13 protein-coding genes are annotated in these 17,100 nt (G+C 65.0%); 8 read left to right on the top strand and 5 right to left on the bottom strand.

Going from position 1 to position 17,100, the window contains the following annotated elements:
• Positions 1–83 precede the first annotated feature (83 nt).
• On the top strand, positions 84–1,499 hold the full coding sequence (gene gltX / locus E6P07_RS12360; RefSeq protein WP_153975888.1) for a glutamate--tRNA ligase: 1,416 nt from the start codon (positions 84–86) through the stop codon (positions 1,497–1,499).
• Between the two features lie 54 nt (positions 1,500–1,553).
• Here gltX and E6P07_RS12355 read toward each other — a convergent pair whose 3' ends face one another.
• On the bottom strand, positions 1,554–4,259 hold the full coding sequence (locus E6P07_RS12355) for a bifunctional serine/threonine-protein kinase/formylglycine-generating enzyme family protein (protein WP_162008642.1): 2,706 nt from the start codon (positions 4,257–4,259) through the stop codon (positions 1,554–1,556).
• Between the two features lie 42 nt (positions 4,260–4,301).
• Here E6P07_RS12355 and E6P07_RS12350 point away from each other — a divergent pair, with 42 nt between their 5' ends.
• Positions 4,302–5,195: a type VI secretion system-associated FHA domain protein gene (locus tag E6P07_RS12350; protein WP_153975886.1), complete on the top strand. Its 894-nt coding sequence runs from the start codon at positions 4,302–4,304 to the stop codon at positions 5,193–5,195.
• 21 nt (positions 5,196–5,216) lie between these two features.
• Here the strand turns inward: E6P07_RS12350 and E6P07_RS12345 are convergent, their stop codons facing one another.
• Positions 5,217–7,556, bottom strand: a complete 2,340-nt coding sequence (locus E6P07_RS12345) for a coiled-coil domain-containing protein (protein ID WP_153975885.1) — start codon at positions 7,554–7,556, stop codon at positions 5,217–5,219.
• Between the two features lie 170 nt (positions 7,557–7,726).
• Here E6P07_RS12345 and E6P07_RS12340 point away from each other — a divergent pair, with 170 nt between their 5' ends.
• Complete coding sequence (locus E6P07_RS12340; protein ID WP_153975884.1) at positions 7,727–8,155, top strand: hypothetical protein; 429 nt, start codon at positions 7,727–7,729, stop codon at positions 8,153–8,155.
• Between the two features lie 363 nt (positions 8,156–8,518).
• The gene (locus tag E6P07_RS12335) at positions 8,519–9,124 is read left to right on the top strand and encodes a DUF2726 domain-containing protein (RefSeq protein WP_153975883.1); all 606 of its coding nucleotides are present in this window, start codon (positions 8,519–8,521) and stop codon (positions 9,122–9,124) included.
• Positions 9,125–9,152: 28 nt separating this feature from the next.
• On the opposite strand, the gene E6P07_RS12330 is transcribed toward E6P07_RS12335, so the two are convergent.
• From E6P07_RS12330 to E6P07_RS12320, 3 genes are all read right to left on the bottom strand, one after another.
• Positions 9,153–9,470 carry a non-heme iron oxygenase ferredoxin subunit gene (locus E6P07_RS12330; RefSeq protein WP_153975882.1) on the bottom strand — a complete coding sequence of 106 codons (318 nt, stop codon included), beginning with the start codon at positions 9,468–9,470 and terminating at the stop codon, positions 9,153–9,155.
• Complete coding sequence (locus E6P07_RS12325; RefSeq protein ID WP_153975881.1) at positions 9,470–10,579, bottom strand: anthranilate phosphoribosyltransferase; 1,110 nt, start codon at positions 10,577–10,579, stop codon at positions 9,470–9,472. Before E6P07_RS12325 ends, E6P07_RS12330 begins: the two co-directional genes overlap by 1 nt.
• 93 nt (positions 10,580–10,672) lie before the next feature.
• Positions 10,673–11,563: a carbon-nitrogen hydrolase gene (locus E6P07_RS12320; protein ID WP_153975880.1), complete on the bottom strand. Its 891-nt coding sequence runs from the start codon at positions 11,561–11,563 to the stop codon at positions 10,673–10,675.
• Positions 11,564–11,714: 151 nt separating this feature from the next.
• Between E6P07_RS12320 and E6P07_RS12315 the strand changes: the two genes are divergently transcribed.
• From E6P07_RS12315 to E6P07_RS12300, 4 genes are all read left to right on the top strand, one after another.
• Complete coding sequence (locus E6P07_RS12315; protein ID WP_153975879.1) at positions 11,715–12,494, top strand: metal-dependent hydrolase; 780 nt, start codon at positions 11,715–11,717, stop codon at positions 12,492–12,494.
• Between the two features lie 129 nt (positions 12,495–12,623).
• Positions 12,624–13,583 carry an acetyl-CoA carboxylase carboxyltransferase subunit alpha gene (locus E6P07_RS12310; protein WP_153975878.1) on the top strand — a complete coding sequence of 320 codons (960 nt, stop codon included), beginning with the start codon at positions 12,624–12,626 and terminating at the stop codon, positions 13,581–13,583.
• 26 nt (positions 13,584–13,609) lie between these two features.
• Positions 13,610–15,070 carry a tRNA lysidine(34) synthetase TilS gene (gene tilS, locus E6P07_RS12305; protein ID WP_153975877.1) on the top strand — a complete coding sequence of 487 codons (1,461 nt, stop codon included), beginning with the start codon at positions 13,610–13,612 and terminating at the stop codon, positions 15,068–15,070.
• Positions 15,071–15,177: 107 nt separating this feature from the next.
• Positions 15,178–17,019 (top strand): response regulator, encoded by a 1,842-nt coding sequence (locus tag E6P07_RS12300; protein ID WP_211363119.1) that lies wholly within the window; start codon positions 15,178–15,180, stop codon positions 17,017–17,019.
• The last annotated feature ends 81 nt before the right edge of the window (positions 17,020–17,100 follow it).

The raw sequence follows: 17,100 nt of genomic DNA, 5'->3' as shown, positions 1-17,100 counted from the left end.
GAGCTTGGGTGCAAGTTGCCAGGCGGCTGGCCTCGGCGTGTAGAATTCAGGGCTCTGATCCACCCGAGCCACATAGGAACATCATGACCGTCCGCACCCGCTTCGCTCCCTCGCCGACCGGTTATCTGCATGTCGGCGGCGCCCGTACCGCGCTCTTTTGCTATCTCTATGCCCGCAGGCATGGCGGTCAGTTCATCTTGCGCATCGAGGACACGGACCTGGAGCGATCGACGGCCGAGTCGGTCAACGCCATCCTCGAAGGCATGACCTGGCTCGGTCTGGACTATGACGAGGGACCGTTCTACCAGACCCAGCGTTTCGACCGCTACAACCAGGTCATCGAGGAGCTGCTCGCCAAGGGGCTCGCCTATCGCTGTGACTGTTCCAAAGAGCGGTTGGAGAAGCTGCGGGTCGATCAGTTGGCGCGCAAACAAAAACCGCGCTATGACGGACACTGCCGCAACCGCTCGGTCGATCCAAGGCATCCTCACGTCATCCGCTTCAAAAATCCCGTCGATGGGGTGGTCATCGTCGATGACCTCATCCGCGGTCGGGTGCCCTTTGCCAACGAGGAACTCGATGACCTCATCATCCGCCGCAGCGACGGCGCCCCGACCTACAACCTGAGTGTGGTGGTCGATGATGCCGACATGCGCATCACCCACGTCATCCGTGGCGACGACCATCTCAACAACACCCCGCGTCAGATCAATATCTTGCGCGCGCTCGGTCTGGAGCCGCCGCGCTATGCGCATGTCCCGATGATCCTCGGGCCTGATGGTACCCGGTTGTCGAAGCGTCATGGCGCAGTCAGCGTCATCGCCTATCGCGACCTGGGCTATCTGCCCGAGGCGCTGCTCAACTATCTGGTGCGTCTCGGCTGGTCCTATGGTGATCGTGAGATCTTCTCGCTCGATGAGATGATCGAGCTGTTCGACCTCTCCGACGTCAACAAGGCTGCCTCCAGCTTCAACACCAGCAAGCTCGACTGGCTCAATCAACAGTATCTCCAACGATCCGATCCGGCGCGGATCGCACGTCTGCTCAGCCCCCATCTCGGGCAGCTCGGCATCGATCCTGCGACCGGTCCGGATCTGGTCGAGGTGGTCAGGGCGCAGGCGGCGCGCGCCAAGACCCTGGTCGAGCTCGCCGAGATCAGTGCCTTCTGCTATCGCGACTTCGAGGACTTCGATCCGGAGTCGGCCAAGAAGCATCTGTGCCAGGCGGCGCGCGAGCCGCTGGAGCGGCTGCGGGCCGCCTTTGAGCTGCTGGCGTTCGAGGACTGGACATCCGAGCAGCTCAAGCACGTGGTCGAGGGTGTGGCCCAGGAGCTCAAGCTCAATCTAGGCAAGGTCGCCCAGCCGTTGCGCGTGGCCATCGTTGGACGTGCCGCCTCTCCTGGGATCGAGGAGACCCTGAGGCTGGTCGGCAAGGAGGCCACACTGCGCCGGATCGACAAGGCGCTCGCCTATATCGCCGAGCATGGCGGCGAGGGTTGATGGTGTTGGATCCTGGGCGAGGCACCGCCCTTGACTCGTCCGAGTCGGGCAATCCTAGTCGTCTGACAGGTCGAGCGCGAGCCGAAAACCAACAAAGGCATAGCGCGTCTCGGGGAAGTTGCGATTGCGGTAGGCCGCGCGCACCAGCGCTGGGCCACTGTTCCAGGCGCCGCCGCGCATGACACGTGGCAGGTCGATCTCGGGCGGGGCGCAGAGCCGCTCGACGCCTTGATAGTCGGCGTCATATTCCGAACAGGTCCATTCCCAGACATTGCCCAGCATGTCGTACAGACCCCAGGCGTTGGGGGCAAAGCGGCCGACCGGCGCGACCCATTCGTATCCGTCGTCGCAGTCGAAGCCGAAGTCCCAACCCCGACCCTGGTCAGCAGCGTTGGCGTTGCGACAGGGGGAGGCGTTCGCGGTCGTATCCCAAAAGCGTGCGCTCGAGGTCCCAGCACGGGCGGCATATTCCCATTCGGCCTCGGTCGGTAGTCGGAAGCTGTGCCCGGTCTCTTTGTTCAACCACCTGATATAGGCCTGCACGTCGTTCCAGCTCACACAGCTTACCGGATGTTGATCGTCGTTGGGCTGATATTGATTGGGTTGGCGCCAGCTTGCCCAGTGCTTCAGTCCCCAGGGATTGGTGTGGTCGTTGCGGTCGAAAGACTCACAGCCCCTCGAATCGCTGGTGTCGGTCTCCGCCTGGGTCCGATAACCGCTGGCGGCGACGAAGCGCTTAAACTGTGCCACCGTGACTTCATGGGGCGCGAGTCGGAATGACTCGACACAGACCCGATGCGGGCGTTCATCGGACTCGCGCCCGGCTTCGTCCACCGGGCTGCCCATCTCGAAGCACCCGGCTGGGATCTCGATCATGACCGGAAAGAAGGCGCGACGCCGTTCGAGCTCTGCGCTCAAGTCGGCGAGCCGGGCGTCATCGGGGGCGAGGGCGCGCAGTTGTTCCAAGTGTGCGGCAGCGGCGTCGAGGCGGTAGCGGCCAAGCAGCGCCTTGATCGAGTCTACGCGCTCATCGGCAACGCGGGCCATATACTGGCGCGCCTCGCGCACCAGGGTGGCGATGACCTTCTCGCGCAGTGCCGTCAGGCCCGGCTGGCCAGGGGCCAGCGCCAGCCCCTCATCGATCAGGGCGAAGGCGCCCGGATAGTCGCCCTGGTCGTAGCGGACGATGGCCTGTTCCTGGATCTGTTCGAGGCGCGTCCGACGCTGGCGGGCCTGCGCGATCGTCTCCAGCAGTGCCAGCAGGTCGGGATGGTCCGCGACCAGCGCCAGCCCCTCGCGCACCAGACGCTCGGCGCCGTCGAGATCGCCGCGCTGCTGAGCCTCACGCGCCGTTTTCAGCCGACGCTCGGCCTCGAACCGGCGGCGCGTGGCGAGACGTTCCTGGATCCTGGTGCGCAGCGACAGGAGCTCGGCATGACTCGGATCCAGGTGCAGACCCTCCTCGACCGCCTGTGAGGCCGCCTCGATGCGATTCTCGGCGAGTGCTCGCTGGGCCTCATCGAGTCGCTGCCCGACGGCGATCCCGCGCTCGATCAGGCCGCGCAGGGCAAGCAGACGCGCATCATCCGGCGTAGCGGCGAGCGCAAGCCGGATGATCTCCTGGACCTGCTCGATCTGACCGCGTCGATAATGGTCGATGGCCAGGGCCTCGTATTGGGTGGCCGTGGCCGGGCGCTCGTGCGGGGCAGGTGGAAGCTGGGCGAGGATGCCGGTCGGATCTGTGTCCGGTCCGGCTGGCGGCGGTCTGAGCCCGAGATAGACCCCGAGTCCGGATGCCAGGACGATCGCGAACGCCAGGATCAGGCGCCAGGGGACCGACCGCCTGGGCCTTGGCGTGGACTCCGGCTCAGGTTTGGGTTCGAGATGGGGTTCGGGGGTAGGCGCCTGGATCGCTTCCTCGTGGCGCTGGATCAGACGGGTGGCGTCATAGGACTCGCCATGTGCGCCCTCTAGCGCCTCCAGGGCACGGATGAGCTGACCGGCACTGGCGAAACGGTCCTCCGGCTTCTTGGCGATGAGCCGGTCAAGGATCTGCTGGTAGACTGCCAGTGGCTCGGGTAGGCGCGGGATGGGATCCTGGCAGTGCTTCATCGCCAGGCTCACCACGTCGTCGGCCTCGTAGGGCAGCCGCTGGGTCAGCAGCTCGTAAAAGAGCACACCCAGACTGTAGAGATCGGAGCGCGGGTCGAGCGGTTGGCCCAGGCTCTGTTCTGGGCTCATGTAGCGCGGGCTGCCGACCACCATGCCGTAGCGGGTGAGCTGCATCGACTCGCTGTCGCGTGTGACGGCGCGCGCGATACCAAAATCGGTGAGCACAGGCGTGCCGTCGGTGCGAAAGAGGATGTTTTGCGGCTTGACGTCGCGATGGATGACGCCGCGCGCATGGGCCACGGCGAGCGCCTCGGCAATCTTACGCGTGATGGCGATGGCCTGTCCGACCGACAACCCGCGCTTGATCTCGTCGGCCAGGGTGCCGCCCGGCAGATACTCCATCGAGAAGTAGTGATAGCCGTCCGCCGTGCCGAAGTCGTAGACGGTGATGATCTGCGGGTGCGCAAGCTGTGCGATGATGCGCGCCTCCTTGACAAAGCGCGTGGTGAAGTCATCGCCGGCCATGGCCAGCGGCTTCATCACCTTCAGCGCCACATCACGCGCGAGACTGTCCTGACGTGCCAGATAGACGGTGGCCATGCCGCCTTGGCCGAGTTCGCGAATGATGGTGTACCCTGGGATCTTCATGCTTGGTGGCGGCTGATTTCGATTGAGGAGAGGTGTTCCGGGATGCAAGTGAGACTGCGCGTCACCCATTGTAATGGCTCAGGACGTCCACGGGAGATCCCGCTGACGTTGAGCGAATCCGGCATCGACATCGGACGGGCCTTGACCTGTGATCTCTGTCTTGAGGACCCCGAGCGGGTCATCTCCGGGCTCCATGCCCGGATCCAGGCGCGCGCGGGCCAGATCTGGCTGACAGATCTCAGCCGCAATGGTACCTATCTGAACGGCGCGCCTGATCCGATCCCGACGCGAAAACCGGTGGAGCTGCACGACGGCGACCGGATCGGAATCGGTCCCTATGAGGTAGTGGTGTTGCTCGGGACATCCTCGAGCGTGCCGCACGCCAAGCCGCCAGGACGCCAACAGGAACCCAGAACCGAGGTGCTGGCGCGGTTCGAGCCGAATCCGGATCCGGTCGGGGAATCCCCGACGGCGGCCTGGACGCGCCCAAAACGGCCGCCAGCAGAGGGTGTGTCGGATACGCATGTGATGGTCGACCCATTCGGAGCGACCGCCGTGCTCGATGCGACCCAGGCGGGCTTGAGGCCGGCGGAAACGGGATCGGCGACGACCCTGATCGAGGGGCCGGCGGCGGATGCCACCCGGTCATGCCCCCCCGGACCACCGATCCCGGACGATGGCGCGACCGAGGCCATGCCCGCCCTGGCCCCGACCGACGCACTGGCAGTGAACGCCGCCATCCGGGCGGCCTGGCGTGCGCTGTTGGAGCTTTTCGATCCAGCGGAACTGGAGCGGCGGTTCGTCGGTGTCCGGTCATCGGATCTGGGGCTGTCCGTGGAGGACAAGGCCAGATGCTGGGATGGCTTCAAGTCGACCTATGCGAGGTTGCTCGCCGAAACCATGCAGGACCGCGACACCCCCGAACGACCGAGCTGAGGCGGCGTGAGGGCCCCAGGCTCAGGTCTTGGTGACGGACTCGGGCGCAAGCAGTGTGGTCAGACTGTCCTCATAGAACTGGATGCGCGCCGCGGTCGCGGCCAGTCGCGTCTCGGCCTCGCGTCGCTCACCGGCAACGGACTCCAGCCGCCGCTCGAGCAGGTGCAGTGCGTCCTTGAGCCTGGCCAGTTGCTCGGATTCGGCATGCTCGGACTTCTCCACGGCCTTGAGTTCGCGCTCGATCTCGCGGGCGGACTGACCCGCGGCGGCATGTCCCGAGCGTGACCAGAAGCTGCGCTTGTGCGTCTCCTCGATCCTGAACTCGTCGGTGTGACAGGCGTCCAGCCGCGCGCGCAGCGTCGCCGCCTTCCGGCTCAGTTCGGCCAATTCGACCTCGCAGACGGCGATACCCGAGCGCGTCGCGCTGATCTCTTGCTCAAGCTTGCGTTCGGCTTCGCGCAGACCCTGACGCTCGGCGCGCTGCTTGGTCTCGAGCGCGCGCAGACGGTTCAACTCCTCACGCGCGGCGTTCACCTGGGCCTTGCGGTTCTCAAGCTGGTGACGCTGATGCAGCTCGACAAGCTTGCGCTGATGGGCCAGCTGCTCCGCCAGATCGAACTGATGGACACGCTCCTGGCCACGTTCGCGCATCCGCTCGATCTCGAGCTCGCGCAGACGGATGGCCGCGAGTGCCTGTTGATGCTCGTGTTCTAGGCGTTCACGCTCGCGTCGCAGCTGCTCCTCCTCGTGCAGCTGGCGTAGGTTCCAGTCCTGACGCGCCTTCTGAAGCTCGATGGCCAACTGGATACGCCGTTGATCCCTGAGTGTCTTGGTCTCGGCGGCGAGATGGGCCTGGAGCTGGTTGGTACGCATCTCCAGTTCGCGCTCGAAGGCCGCCAGCTCGCGTTCGCGCCGCCGGCGCGCAAACAGCAGCTCGTCGGCCAGGTTCTCGCGCCGATGGGCGAGCCGGTCGCGCTCCAGCTCGCGCTCGGCCAGATAGCGCAGGAGTGGTTCGCGCACCTCGATGATGGCCTGACGCTCGGCAAAGAAGGCGGCGGGATCTTTCTCATAGGCCAGCCACAGACGCGTGAATTCAACCGGATTGAGCCGGCGTCCGCTGTCGTCGAGTGGGGCAAATCCGGGGATGTCATCGAGTGCACCCTCCAGATAGGCAAGGTATTGCATCTGGAGGGTCTCATTGTAATAGGCGCGCACCGCCGCCGGCTCAAACAGCTTGAGCGCGATCAGCGACAGAAAGAGCACGCCGAGCGTGGCCTGGGCAAAGCCCTCGACCGTCTCGAAATGCGGCACACCCTGTTCCTCCGGGCTATTTTGGAGTGCCTGGAGGGCCTTGGAGCGGGCGGCGAAGGTCAGACGTGGCGGATTGGGCTCGAGCTGCTGGGCGGCGAGTTCGGCGGCGATGCCATCGATGCGCTTCTGGTGTTCATCACCAAGCCGTTGCAGGCTCTCGGTGCGTTCGCGCAGTGTGCGCTCCCAGTCGTTGAGACGCCGGTCGATCTCGCCCACGCGCGCATCCAGCTCGGACTGTTTGGCCGCGAGCTGGTCGGCGAGCAACTGGGCGTTGGCCTCCCATTTGCGCGCCTCGGGTCCGCGGCCCGCCGGACGCCCGTCACGCCCCAGGATCTCGTCGCCGACGCGCGCCTGGGCCGCGGCCAGATCACGGCGCAGGATCTCCAGCTCGGGCGCGAACTCGGCCTCGATCTCGGCGCGGCGCTGGCGCTCGCGCGCGATCGATTCGGTCAGACGCTCGATCTCACGCGCCAGCGGTTCGGTACGGGCGCGGTGGTTCTGCTCGATCTGGGCGGTGCGCTCGGCAATCCGGGCCTTGAGTTGAGCCTCGCGATCGGCGTAGTACTGTTCGACCTGGTGCTGATGATAGCTGCGGATGTCATCGGCACGGATCAGCTTGCCGAGGAAGGGCGCTGTGACATAGAGCGAGAGCGCGACAATGGCCAGCCGGGCCAGGAAACCGAACAGCCAGCGAAGTAGGGCGAAGACGCCCTGATTGGCATGCGGGTTCCAGCGGCGCGCGCGGATCAGCGGGCGCTCCGACATCACCAGCGAGGCATCGATGATCCAGACGACCGAGAAGATCAGCACAAACAGCAGCCCCCCAACGAAGGGCTGGAGCCAAGTGCTGTCCTGAGGGACGATGCTAGCCCCGACCAGTCCCCAGACGGCCCCCTCTAGGGTTGCCATCAGCAGGATGATGGTCCAGGCAAAGCCTAGCCACACCCGCACGCTGGGTGTCAGCAGACTGTCGCCATAGGGCTTCAGACGCAGTTGGTCCCAGATCCGCCGCACGCGGGAGGCTGGGTCGGCGCTGTGCTCGAGGGTCATGGTGCTCGATCTTTGGATAGAAGTGGATTCGCGACGAGAGCGGGCTCGTGTAACTTGTTCACAGAGATCGCCCCTTTGGCCATTCGCAACCGCTTCGCTTCAGTGCAGCTTGCATCGGCCTGGCCTTTGTCCGCATGATGTTCAATTTAAATACCCAGAGGCCCCACTCAATGGATCGACTGACCTTGACCGCCATCCTCGCGTCTGCTGCCTTCCTGGTCTTCCTCATCGTGACCCTAAGTTGGCACAATGACGAACTACGCCCCCGCATCTGGCAGCTCAACGAGGTGCTGGAGCAGGATCCGGTGCTCGCCGAATACCCCTACAAATTCAGGGCGCTGCTCTTTCTCAACGGCGTTGTGACCCTGACGAGCCCCCACGCCTCGGAAGTACCGCTTAGACCCTTCCTAAACCGCATCGATCCTTCGCTGGCCGACAAGCCTGCCGACGCCCCTGAGGTGGCCGAGGCCGAACGCGCCTTCCGCGCCGTCGAGCGGCATGCCGTCCAGGTCATGCTGGCCCAGCCTGATGTGAATTCTGTGATCTGGGGGCTGGATCGAGCCTGGTATCACCAGAACCAGGTGCCGCTGGCCAAGTGAAGCTCAACAGGGGTTAATATGCGCCTTGAAAGCCTGTGTTAGCTTCTACGCAAGGCGTAGACAACGGGGCCTGGTGCGCCAACAGAACGGCAGTCGAGGCCGAGCGAAGGCCAAGCTCAGGGCGGCCCGGCCGCATCAGCAGATCAAGAACCAGCGTCAGGCGGTTCTCCATGCACCGTCCATGGATCACGACCGCAACGCCGCCAAAGACCTTGACCGCTCGGGTCGCGACCCGCCTGCCCGGGCGCGACCCTCAATACACGCACGATCCGGGTCAGACAGGGACACCCGCGCCGGCAGCGTGAACCTGACTGAGTGGTTCGGACATTGACCAGATTTTCTCAGACATCGATGGGCGGATGAATGGGCCACTTCTATGTCTTGATCGCGCTCGGCGGGCTCATCCTGCTGATCACGGTGATCGAGGTGGCGCGGGCGCTGGGTTGGCGTCGTCCTCGACCCTATGTCTTGCGCACACCACTGCTGGACGTGCCGGAGCTTGCCCTGCTAGCGGTCCTGGAGCACATCCTGGGCCCGGATTACCGCCTGCTGGTCCGGGTTCGCGCCGCCGAGGTGTTCGACATCGCGCCGCGTCTGCGGCGACACGAGCGTGAGCAGGCGGCCGCTCGGCTCGAACGCTATCGTTTTGATGTCCTGATCTGCGAGCGCGAGACCCTGACCCCACGCTGTGCCTTGAACCTGACCCCGCGCCGGTTCTGGCGCAAGACACCGGCCAGCGATGGGCTGGACCGGATCTGCAGGGCGGCCGGACTGCCCCTGGTGCGTCTGATCGAACAGCCGCATTATGCGATCGCCGAGGTCAAGGCGCGGGTTCGTGAGGCCCTGTCCGCCTCGGCGCGGCGGATCCGATCCACGCCAGACCCCAAAACCGACCTCATGAAGCATAGGCTGTTCGATGACGAACCGAGGTTTAGGATCGATCCCGATCTCGAACTCGACGACCTGTGACCCGGTGCGCGGCAAGCCTATACAATTGTCAGGTACTCGGATCGATCCACACCCATCCGTCCATCACCTTTACCGGAAAGACCCGGATCGGGCGGTCGGCGGGTTCCTCGAGCGGCGCGCCGGTCTCCAGACTAAAGCGGCTGCCGTGCAGCGAGCACTTGATCCGATCGCCATCGAGACATCCGAAGGAGAGCGGATAGTCCTCATGGCTACACTGGTCCTCGACAGCATAATAGCGCCCGGCGACATGGGCGAGGACCAGGGCACGTCCAGCGACCCTGACCTTGATGAATTTTCCGTCGGGAATGGTATCGCAGGCGGCGACAGCGACGAATGAATCCGACATCAGCGTACCCTCCGTGCCGCACGCCCCGAGTCGAGCACGTCGCGGATGCGATCGGCGGCCACCTCCAGCGAGCGTTCGCGTCCCAGATGCCAGAGGATGAGGGCGCCGGTGCAGACCAGGCTGTCGTAAGTCGGACCCTTGGCGCCGGCGAGCGCCGCCAGACCGGCTTCGGCCGCCGCCTGGGCTGTGGCCTCGACATCGACCGCCACCGCGATCTCGTCGCCCGGCCGGGTGGTCTGGGGCAGATCCTCGGGCAGGGGGACCGAGCGCACCGTCTGCTCGATGCCGAGCGCGGTCGGGTCGATCTCGAACGATTGTTCCTCGGAATGATGCTGATAGCTGAAGCAGACGCCCTGCTGACGCAGCGAGGGGATGACGCCGCCCTCCACACCCCGGATCAGCAGCGCCGAGTCGAAACCGGCATGACGCGCGAGCATGGCATAGATGCGCGGATAGGGCTTGTGGACATAGCCTGTCACCAGATGGGTGTGGCGGCGTCCATGGATGGGACGTGCCAGGACCTCGGTGGTGGTGATGACCTGGCGCTTGACGATGGTCGCGCGCAGCTCGACCAGGTTGTGCAGCGGGGCGCAGAAGGCACGCTGGTCGATATAGCCCCAGCCGAGTTCGGGCTCGGCGAGCCGTTCGGCGACCTCGACCGGGGTCAGATCGACCGGCACCCCGGCGGCCTCCAACACGTGTCGATGGGTGACACCGAACTTGGGGCCGACTGCGTGCGCGCCGTGGCTGATGCTGGCGACCCCGCACTCGGCCAGGAGCGGCATCAGGAAGGGCGCGGCCGGCAGGCAGCGGTTGTAGCCGTCATAGGGGTCGGCGATATCGACCACCTCGTCCACCTCGGCCACCACATGCCCCGTGGCCTCGCGGATGGCGTCCAGCACGCCCTTCATCTCGTCGTCGGTCTCACGCTTCATGCGCAGTGCGATCAGAAAGATCCCGGCCTGGACCGGATCGACCGCGCCGTCGAGGATGGCGCGCATCCCGGCGCGCGCCTCTTCCAATGTGATGTCCTTGGAGAGCTCGGGTCCGGTCGCGATGCGCTGGATGATCGAACGCATTAGGAGTTTGGGGTCATGGGTCTGGGTCATTGGGTGGTCCTCCAGGGGGATGCCTCAGGGTTGCAGTCGGAGCAAAGCATAGCGCGCCTCCAGGCGCGATTCTCAATGCCCGGTCCTCAGTGCTCAGTCACGGAAGCGTCGCGCCAGATCCTCATAGGCATCGATACGCCGATCGCGCAGAAAGGGCCAGAGTCGGCGCACCGGCTCGGTGCGCGTCAGATCGACCTCGGCGACCAGGAGCTTGGGCGCCTGATCCTCGGCCTGGGCCAGGATCTCGCCCTGGGGGCCGCAGACGAAGGAACTGCCCCAAAAGCGCGTCCCTGGGGTCAGACCGCTGGGGTCGGACTCATAGCCGACCCGGTTGCAGGCGGCCAGGCTCAGACCATTGGCGATGGCATGTCCGCGCTGGATCGTGATCCAGGACTGGATCCGGCGCTGTTGTTCCTCGCTCGGATCATTGGGGTTAGTGCCGATGCCGCTCGGGGCGAGCAGGATCTGGGCGCCGCCGATCGCCAGGGCGCGCGCCGCCTCGGGGAACCACTGATCCCAGCCCAGGAGGATGCCCAGGCGTCCAACCGCGGTGTCGATCGGGTTGAAGCCCAGGTCACCTGGGGTGAAATAGAACTTCTCGTAGCAACCCGGCAAGTCTGGGATATGCATCTTGCGATAGATCCCGGCCAGGGCGCCGTCCGTATCCAGGACCACGGCGGTGCTGTGATAGAGACCTGGTGCACGCTGCTCGAACACCGAGCCCACGATCACCAGCTGCAGCTCGCGCGCGAGCGTGCTCAGACGCTCGGTGGTCGGGCCTGGGATCGGCTCGGCCAGATCGAACAGATCCGGGTTCTCGGTCTGGCAGAAATAGGGGCCGTTGTGCAGCTCCTGGAGCAGCACCAGCTCGCAGCCGCGGATCGAGGCGGCACGGATGGCGGCCTCGCCGTCATCCAGATTGGCGGCTGTACTCCCCTGGTCGGACTGCTGGACGAGTGCGAGTGTCAGTGACGAACGGGGCATGGTGTCGAACCTCATGGATAAACCTTGGGGCGCATTATCCGCCGCGCCGCGAATTTTTGTTCATGGACTGCCCTGTCGCTAAAATCGCTCCGGGATCCGCCGTCGGGCTGAGGTTGGCCAGGACACGAGGTTTGCACTGAGCGCGAGGCATATGGCCAATTTTCAAACACATCTCAATGTCGGCATCCTTGTCAGTGCCGCCGCCACCCTTTCAATGCACGCGATGGGCCTGAGCGAACCGTCACGGATGCCGATTCTGTTCGTCCTCGGCGTGGCCGGCAGTCTGCTGCCGGACATCGACCTGAAGCATTCCAAGCCGACCAGCGCGCTGTTCAACGTCCTGGGGGCCCTGTTGGCCTTCGCCTTGACCCTGCCGCTGACCCAGCGTTTTCAGCCACTGGACCTAGCGGTGATCTGGACCACGGTCTTTTTTACCGTGCGTTATGGTGTCCTAAAGGTCTTTTCGAGCCTCACCGTCCATCGTGGGGTCTGGCATTCTTGGCTAGCGGTCGCCGTCGTGTCTTTGGCCACGACCAATCTCGCCTACTGGCTAGGGGAACCTTCGGCTGAGCGCGCCTGGACCGCCGGTCTCATGATCGGCCTCGGCTATCTGACCCATCTGGTGCTCGATGAGTTTTCGAGCGTCGATCTGTTCAACGCCAAGGTCAAGCGTTCGTTCGGCACGGCGCTCAAGCCGATCAGCCTCAAATATCCCTGGAGCACACTGGCCATGACCGCAGTGCTCGCCGGCCTGATTGCAACGGCTCCACCCGTAGAGGGCGTGCTGGAGCGCTTCGACCTCGATCCGCGCGCCGTCCTGGCCGGATTGGAGACCTGGATGAACCAGGGTCTGCGCTGGGCCACCGAGCATTTGCAAGAATGGTGGCCGGGTTCGAACCAGTCGTTCAGGATGCCGCCGGCACGCGGCTGACCCTGGGATCAGGATTGTGCCGCGCTGTACTCGGAAACCGGGGTGCGCTAGATTATCGCCCCTTTACCTCTCGATGCTCGGTTGCGAGCCTTCCATCAGGCGCGGTTCAGACAAACGATCTCGGAACCCATGGATCTCAATTTTCTCGATTTTGAACAACCCATCGCTGAACTCGAGGCCAAGATCGAGGAGCTTCGGCTGGTGGGCCATGGCAACGCCCTCAACATCCAGGAGGAGATCGATCGCCTGCAGGCCAAGTGTCGGGCACTGACCGAGTCGATCTTCGCTTCGCTCACACCCTGGCAGATCTCGCAATTGTCGCGCCATCCGCAACGTCCCTATCTGCTCGACTATGTGCGACGCATCTTTGATGAATTCCACGAGCTGCACGGCGATCGGGCCTTTGCCGACGACCACGCCATCGTCGGCGGACTGGCACGACTCGATGGTCGGCCAGTGATGGTCATCGGCCATCAGAAGGGGCGCGATACCAAGGAAAAGATCCTGCGCAACTTCGGGATGCCGCGTCCCGAGGGCTATCGCAAGGCGCTGCGTCTGATGGAGATGGCCGAGCGCTTCCGGCTGCCGATCCTGACCTTCATCGATACCCCAGGCGCCTATCCAGGTGTCGGGGCCGAGGAGCGCGGTCAGAGCGAGGCCATCGCGCGCAATCTGCGCGAGATGTCGCGTCTGCGCACCCCAATCCTCTGCACCGTGGTCGGGGAGGGCGGTTCGGGCGGCGCCCTGGCCATCGGGGTAGGCGACTGGCTCGGAATGTTGCAGTTCAGCACCTATTCGGTGATCTCGCCCGAGGGTTGTGCCTCGATCCTGTGGAAGAGCGCCGACAAGGCGCAGCTGGCCGCCGAGGCCATGGCCATCACCTCCGATCGACTGATGGAGCAGGGGTTAATCGATGAGATCATCCCGGAACCACTAGGCGGCGCCCACCGCAACCCGGACGCCATGTCCAAGACGCTGAAACAGACCCTGCTCGCGCGTCTGGAGATGCTCGACAAGCTCGACATGGATGCACTGGTCGCCGCACGCTACAAGCGTCTGATGGGCTTCGGGCGTTTCAAGGAAGCCTGAGCCGAGCCGCCAACCCCGGCGTCCGCGTGACGACGAACGAGTTCTCGCCCGATGCGCTGCTGGAGCGCCTCATCCCGTTCGGCGCGGTTCGGTGCTACTGGGTCGCCTACAGCGGCGGACTGGATTCCAGCGTCCTGTTGGATGCGCTCTCCGCAAGGCGCGCGCGGCTGCCGGGCGCAGACTCAGCCGATCGGATCAGGGCCGTGCATGTCGATCACGGTCTGAACGCGCGCTCGTCCGACTGGGCCAAACACTGTGCCGCACGCTGTGCCGCCCTGAATATCCCGCTCAGGATCGAACGTCTGAGTGCATCCCCCGGGCCTGGCGAGAGCCTAGAGTCCTGGGCGCGCGAGGCGCGTTACGCCATCTTTCGTCGCCTGCTCGCCCCGGGCGAGCTCCTGCTCACCGCCCAGCATCGCGACGATCAGGCCGAGACCCTGTTGCTCGCGCTGCTGCGCGGCAGCGGGCCGCAGGGTCTGGCCGCCATGCCGGTCTCAGCGCCGCTCGGCGCCGGGCGGCTCGTCAGACCCCTGCTCGATTTCAGCCGTCGGTCGCTCGCTGAGTATGCACAGCGCCAGGGCCTCGACTGGATCCATGACCCCAGCAACGCCCATCCCGCGTTCGACCGCAACTATCTGCGCCACCAGGTACTGCCAGTCCTACGCGCGCGCTGGCCGTCGCTGGATGCGACCCTGGCGCGCAGCGCGCGCCATTGTGCCGAGGCCGTCGAGCTGGTCGATCGCTATGCCGATCAGGCGCTGGCCGCGGTGTGCGGCCTCCAACCGGGCGCGCTCTCGCTCGCCGCGCTCGCACGGCTCGACCGCCCACTGCGCAAGGCCGTGGTGCGGCGCTGGCTGAGCACACGGGGATTCAGACTGCCCCCAAGCCGGATCCTCGAGCGCCTCATCGACGAACTACCCGCCGCACGCCCGGATGCCAATCCGTATGTCGACTGGGATGGCTGCGAGGTGCGGCGCTATCGCGGTGAGCTGCTGGCCTTGCGCCCGCTTCCGCCACCGCTGCCAAATGAGACGTCTATCCCCTGGCGGATCATCGGCGAGCGTGGTGTCCTAGAGCTACCGGCAGGCTTCGGGCGGTTGGAGTGGCGCCGGCATCCCGGCCCTGACGCGCCGGACGTCCGACCCACCGCGATGCGAGACCCCGTCACTTCAGTGTCATCTCAGGGTGTTATGAAGGCGATCGATCTCCAGGTTCGCTTCGGTCGGACGGGCGACGTCTGCCGGAGTGCGGCGAACCGACCGCGCCGCGCCCTAAAAAAGCGCTTCCAGGAGGCCGGTGTCCCGGTCTGGCTCAGAGGACATCTACCCCTGATCTTCCAGGGCGAACGGCTCATCGCCATCGCCGGGGTCTGCGCTTGTCATGGCCCCGCCGACGGGATCGGTCTAAACTTGATCCTGTCATGGTCTGGATTTTCCTGGCAGCCGGATTGGCCGGGATTCGGTCGCCCGCTGGATGTGTGTGTGTGACCGACGACACCGAGGCCGGGAAGGCCTGAACCCTCCGGGCGCGAACATCTCAGTGGACAGGGGCACAGGGTCCCGAAAGGGCGACCCCGAAGTCCAAGAGTCAATCGATGAGCATCCTGACCGAATTGATCCACAATGCCGCGCTCCTGCTGGCGCTGGTGGCGGCCTATAGCCTCTTCATTGTGCGCCTGCCGCGCGAGCGCCTGTCCGTTCAGTTCCTCAACGGCCTGGTCTTCGGACTGGTCGCCCTGGTGGGTATGCTCTATCCCGTGCACCTGATGCCCGATCTGATCTTCGACGGACGCACCGTGGTGGTGGGGCTGGCCGGTCTGTTCGGTGGTGCCCTGGCCGCCGCTGTGGCCGCACTGATCGCGGCGGCCTATCGGGTCTGGCTAGGCGGTCCCGGCGTCTACATGGGTGTCGGAACCATCCTGACGGCGGCGGTGCTGGGGGTCGCGTTCCATGCCCTGTACCAGGCCGGTCGCGTGCGGATCGATATCTGGACGCTCACGCTCTTCGGTCTGCTGGTGCATGGCCTGGCCCTGGCCTGGATACCGCTGCTGCCCGCCGACTGGCAGGCGCGGGTTCTGGAGCAGGTCGCATTGCCCTATCTCACCGTGATGCCCACGGTCACGGTGTTGCTCGGTCTGCTGATCCAGTCGCAGGAGCAGCGCGTCAACGACGAACGGGCCTTGCAGCGCGCCGAGGCCGAGCTGCAGCAGCGCCAGCGCGATCTGGAGGCCCAGGTAGCGGCCCGCACCGCCGAACTCGCCGCCGCCCGTGACGCCGCCGAGGCGGCCAACCGCGCCAAGAGCGAGTTCCTGGCCAACATGAGCCACGAGATCCGCACCCCGCTCAATGCCATCAGCGGCATGGTGCACCTGATGCGTCGAGCCGGTCTCACCCCTGATCAGCGTGCGCGGCTCGACAAGTTGGAAGGCGCAAGCACACATCTGCTCAACCTCATCAACGCCATCCTGGAGATCTCCAAGATCGAGGCCGGCAAGCTCAGGCTCGAGTCGGCCCCGATTCACATCGAATCGCTGGTCGAGCAGGTGGTGTCGATGCTGAACGAGCGCGCCGAGGTCAAGGGACTGTGGATCGACAGCGAACTAGACCCACTCCCACCCCATCTGCTCGGAGATGCGACGCGGCTACAACAGGCCTTGATCAACTATGTCAGCAACGCGATCAAATTCACCGAGCGGGGCTGGATCAGATGCAAGGTGACCCTGGTCGAGGAAGACGCGGCCAGCGCCCTGGTGCGTTTCGAGGTCGAGGATACCGGGATCGGGATCGAGCCCGAGGTGTTACCCCGGTTGTTCAGCCTCTTTGAACAGGGCGACAACTCAAGCACCCGTCGTCATGGTGGAACCGGTTTGGGGCTGGCGATCACGCGGCGACTGGCCCAGCTCATGGGCGGTGAGGCCGGCGCCGACAGTACGCCTGGTGTCGGCAGTCGTTTCTGGTTCAGTGCACGTCTGCAGAAGGTCGAGCCGACGATGTTCGTCCCGGGCGTCGAGTCGACCGCACCGTCCAAGGCCGAGGTCCACCTCGGGCACGCCCATGTCGGTTGTCGTCTGCTGCTGGTCGAGGACGAGCCGATCAGTCAGGAGATCGCGCGGGATTTGCTGGAAGAGGCCGGATTGCGCGTCGACACCGCCGACGATGGTGCCGAGGCCGTGCGTCTGAGCGCGGCGAACGACTATGCCCTGATCCTGATGGACATGCAGATGCCGAACATGGATGGACTAGAAGCCACGCACCGTATCCGTCAAGATTCCCGCAACGCCCGGACGCCGATCGTGGCGATGACGGCCAATGCCTTCGCCGAGGATCGGGCGCGCTGTCTGGAGGCGGGCATGAACGACTTCCTCACCAAGCCGGTGATGCCCGAGACGCTCTATGGCATGGTGGACAAATGGTTGTCGGTCCGAGACGGACGCTGAGGTGATTGCTTGAATGTCGGAACATCCGAAGCCGATCAGGAGGACGGTTTTCTTCCAGGATACGGTTTATCCGATGACCGC

Origin of the sequence: Thermochromatium tepidum ATCC 43061, assembly GCF_009664085.1 — a bacterium.
In the GTDB taxonomy this organism is placed as follows: Bacteria; Pseudomonadota; Gammaproteobacteria; order Chromatiales; family Chromatiaceae; genus Thermochromatium; species Thermochromatium tepidum.
This window is presented reverse-complemented; position numbering and strand designations above follow the sequence as displayed.

Excerpts from the sequence above, each read along its gene's own strand:
- E6P07_RS12350 (WP_153975886.1), top strand. The coding sequence starts at position 4,302 with ATGCAAGTGAGACTGCGCGTCACCCATTGTAATGGCTCAGGACGTCCA.
- E6P07_RS12340 (WP_153975884.1), top strand. The coding sequence starts at position 7,727 with ATGGATCGACTGACCTTGACCGCCATCCTCGCGTCTGCTGCCTTCCTG.
- gltX (WP_153975888.1), top strand. The coding sequence starts at position 84 with ATGACCGTCCGCACCCGCTTCGCTCCCTCGCCGACCGGTTATCTGCAT.
- E6P07_RS12315 (WP_153975879.1), top strand. The coding sequence starts at position 11,715 with ATGGCCAATTTTCAAACACATCTCAATGTCGGCATCCTTGTCAGTGCC.
- E6P07_RS12355 (WP_162008642.1), bottom strand. The coding sequence starts at position 4,259 with ATGAAGATCCCAGGGTACACCATCATTCGCGAACTCGGCCAAGGCGGC.
- E6P07_RS12335 (WP_153975883.1), top strand. The coding sequence starts at position 8,519 with ATGGGCCACTTCTATGTCTTGATCGCGCTCGGCGGGCTCATCCTGCTG.
- E6P07_RS12320 (WP_153975880.1), bottom strand. The coding sequence starts at position 11,563 with ATGCCCCGTTCGTCACTGACACTCGCACTCGTCCAGCAGTCCGACCAG.
- E6P07_RS12345 (WP_153975885.1), bottom strand. The coding sequence starts at position 7,556 with ATGACCCTCGAGCACAGCGCCGACCCAGCCTCCCGCGTGCGGCGGATC.
- E6P07_RS12300 (WP_211363119.1), top strand. The coding sequence starts at position 15,178 with ATGAGCATCCTGACCGAATTGATCCACAATGCCGCGCTCCTGCTGGCG.
- E6P07_RS12330 (WP_153975882.1), bottom strand. The coding sequence starts at position 9,470 with ATGTCGGATTCATTCGTCGCTGTCGCCGCCTGCGATACCATTCCCGAC.
- E6P07_RS12325 (WP_153975881.1), bottom strand. The coding sequence starts at position 10,579 with ATGACCCAGACCCATGACCCCAAACTCCTAATGCGTTCGATCATCCAG.
- E6P07_RS12310 (WP_153975878.1), top strand. The coding sequence starts at position 12,624 with ATGGATCTCAATTTTCTCGATTTTGAACAACCCATCGCTGAACTCGAG.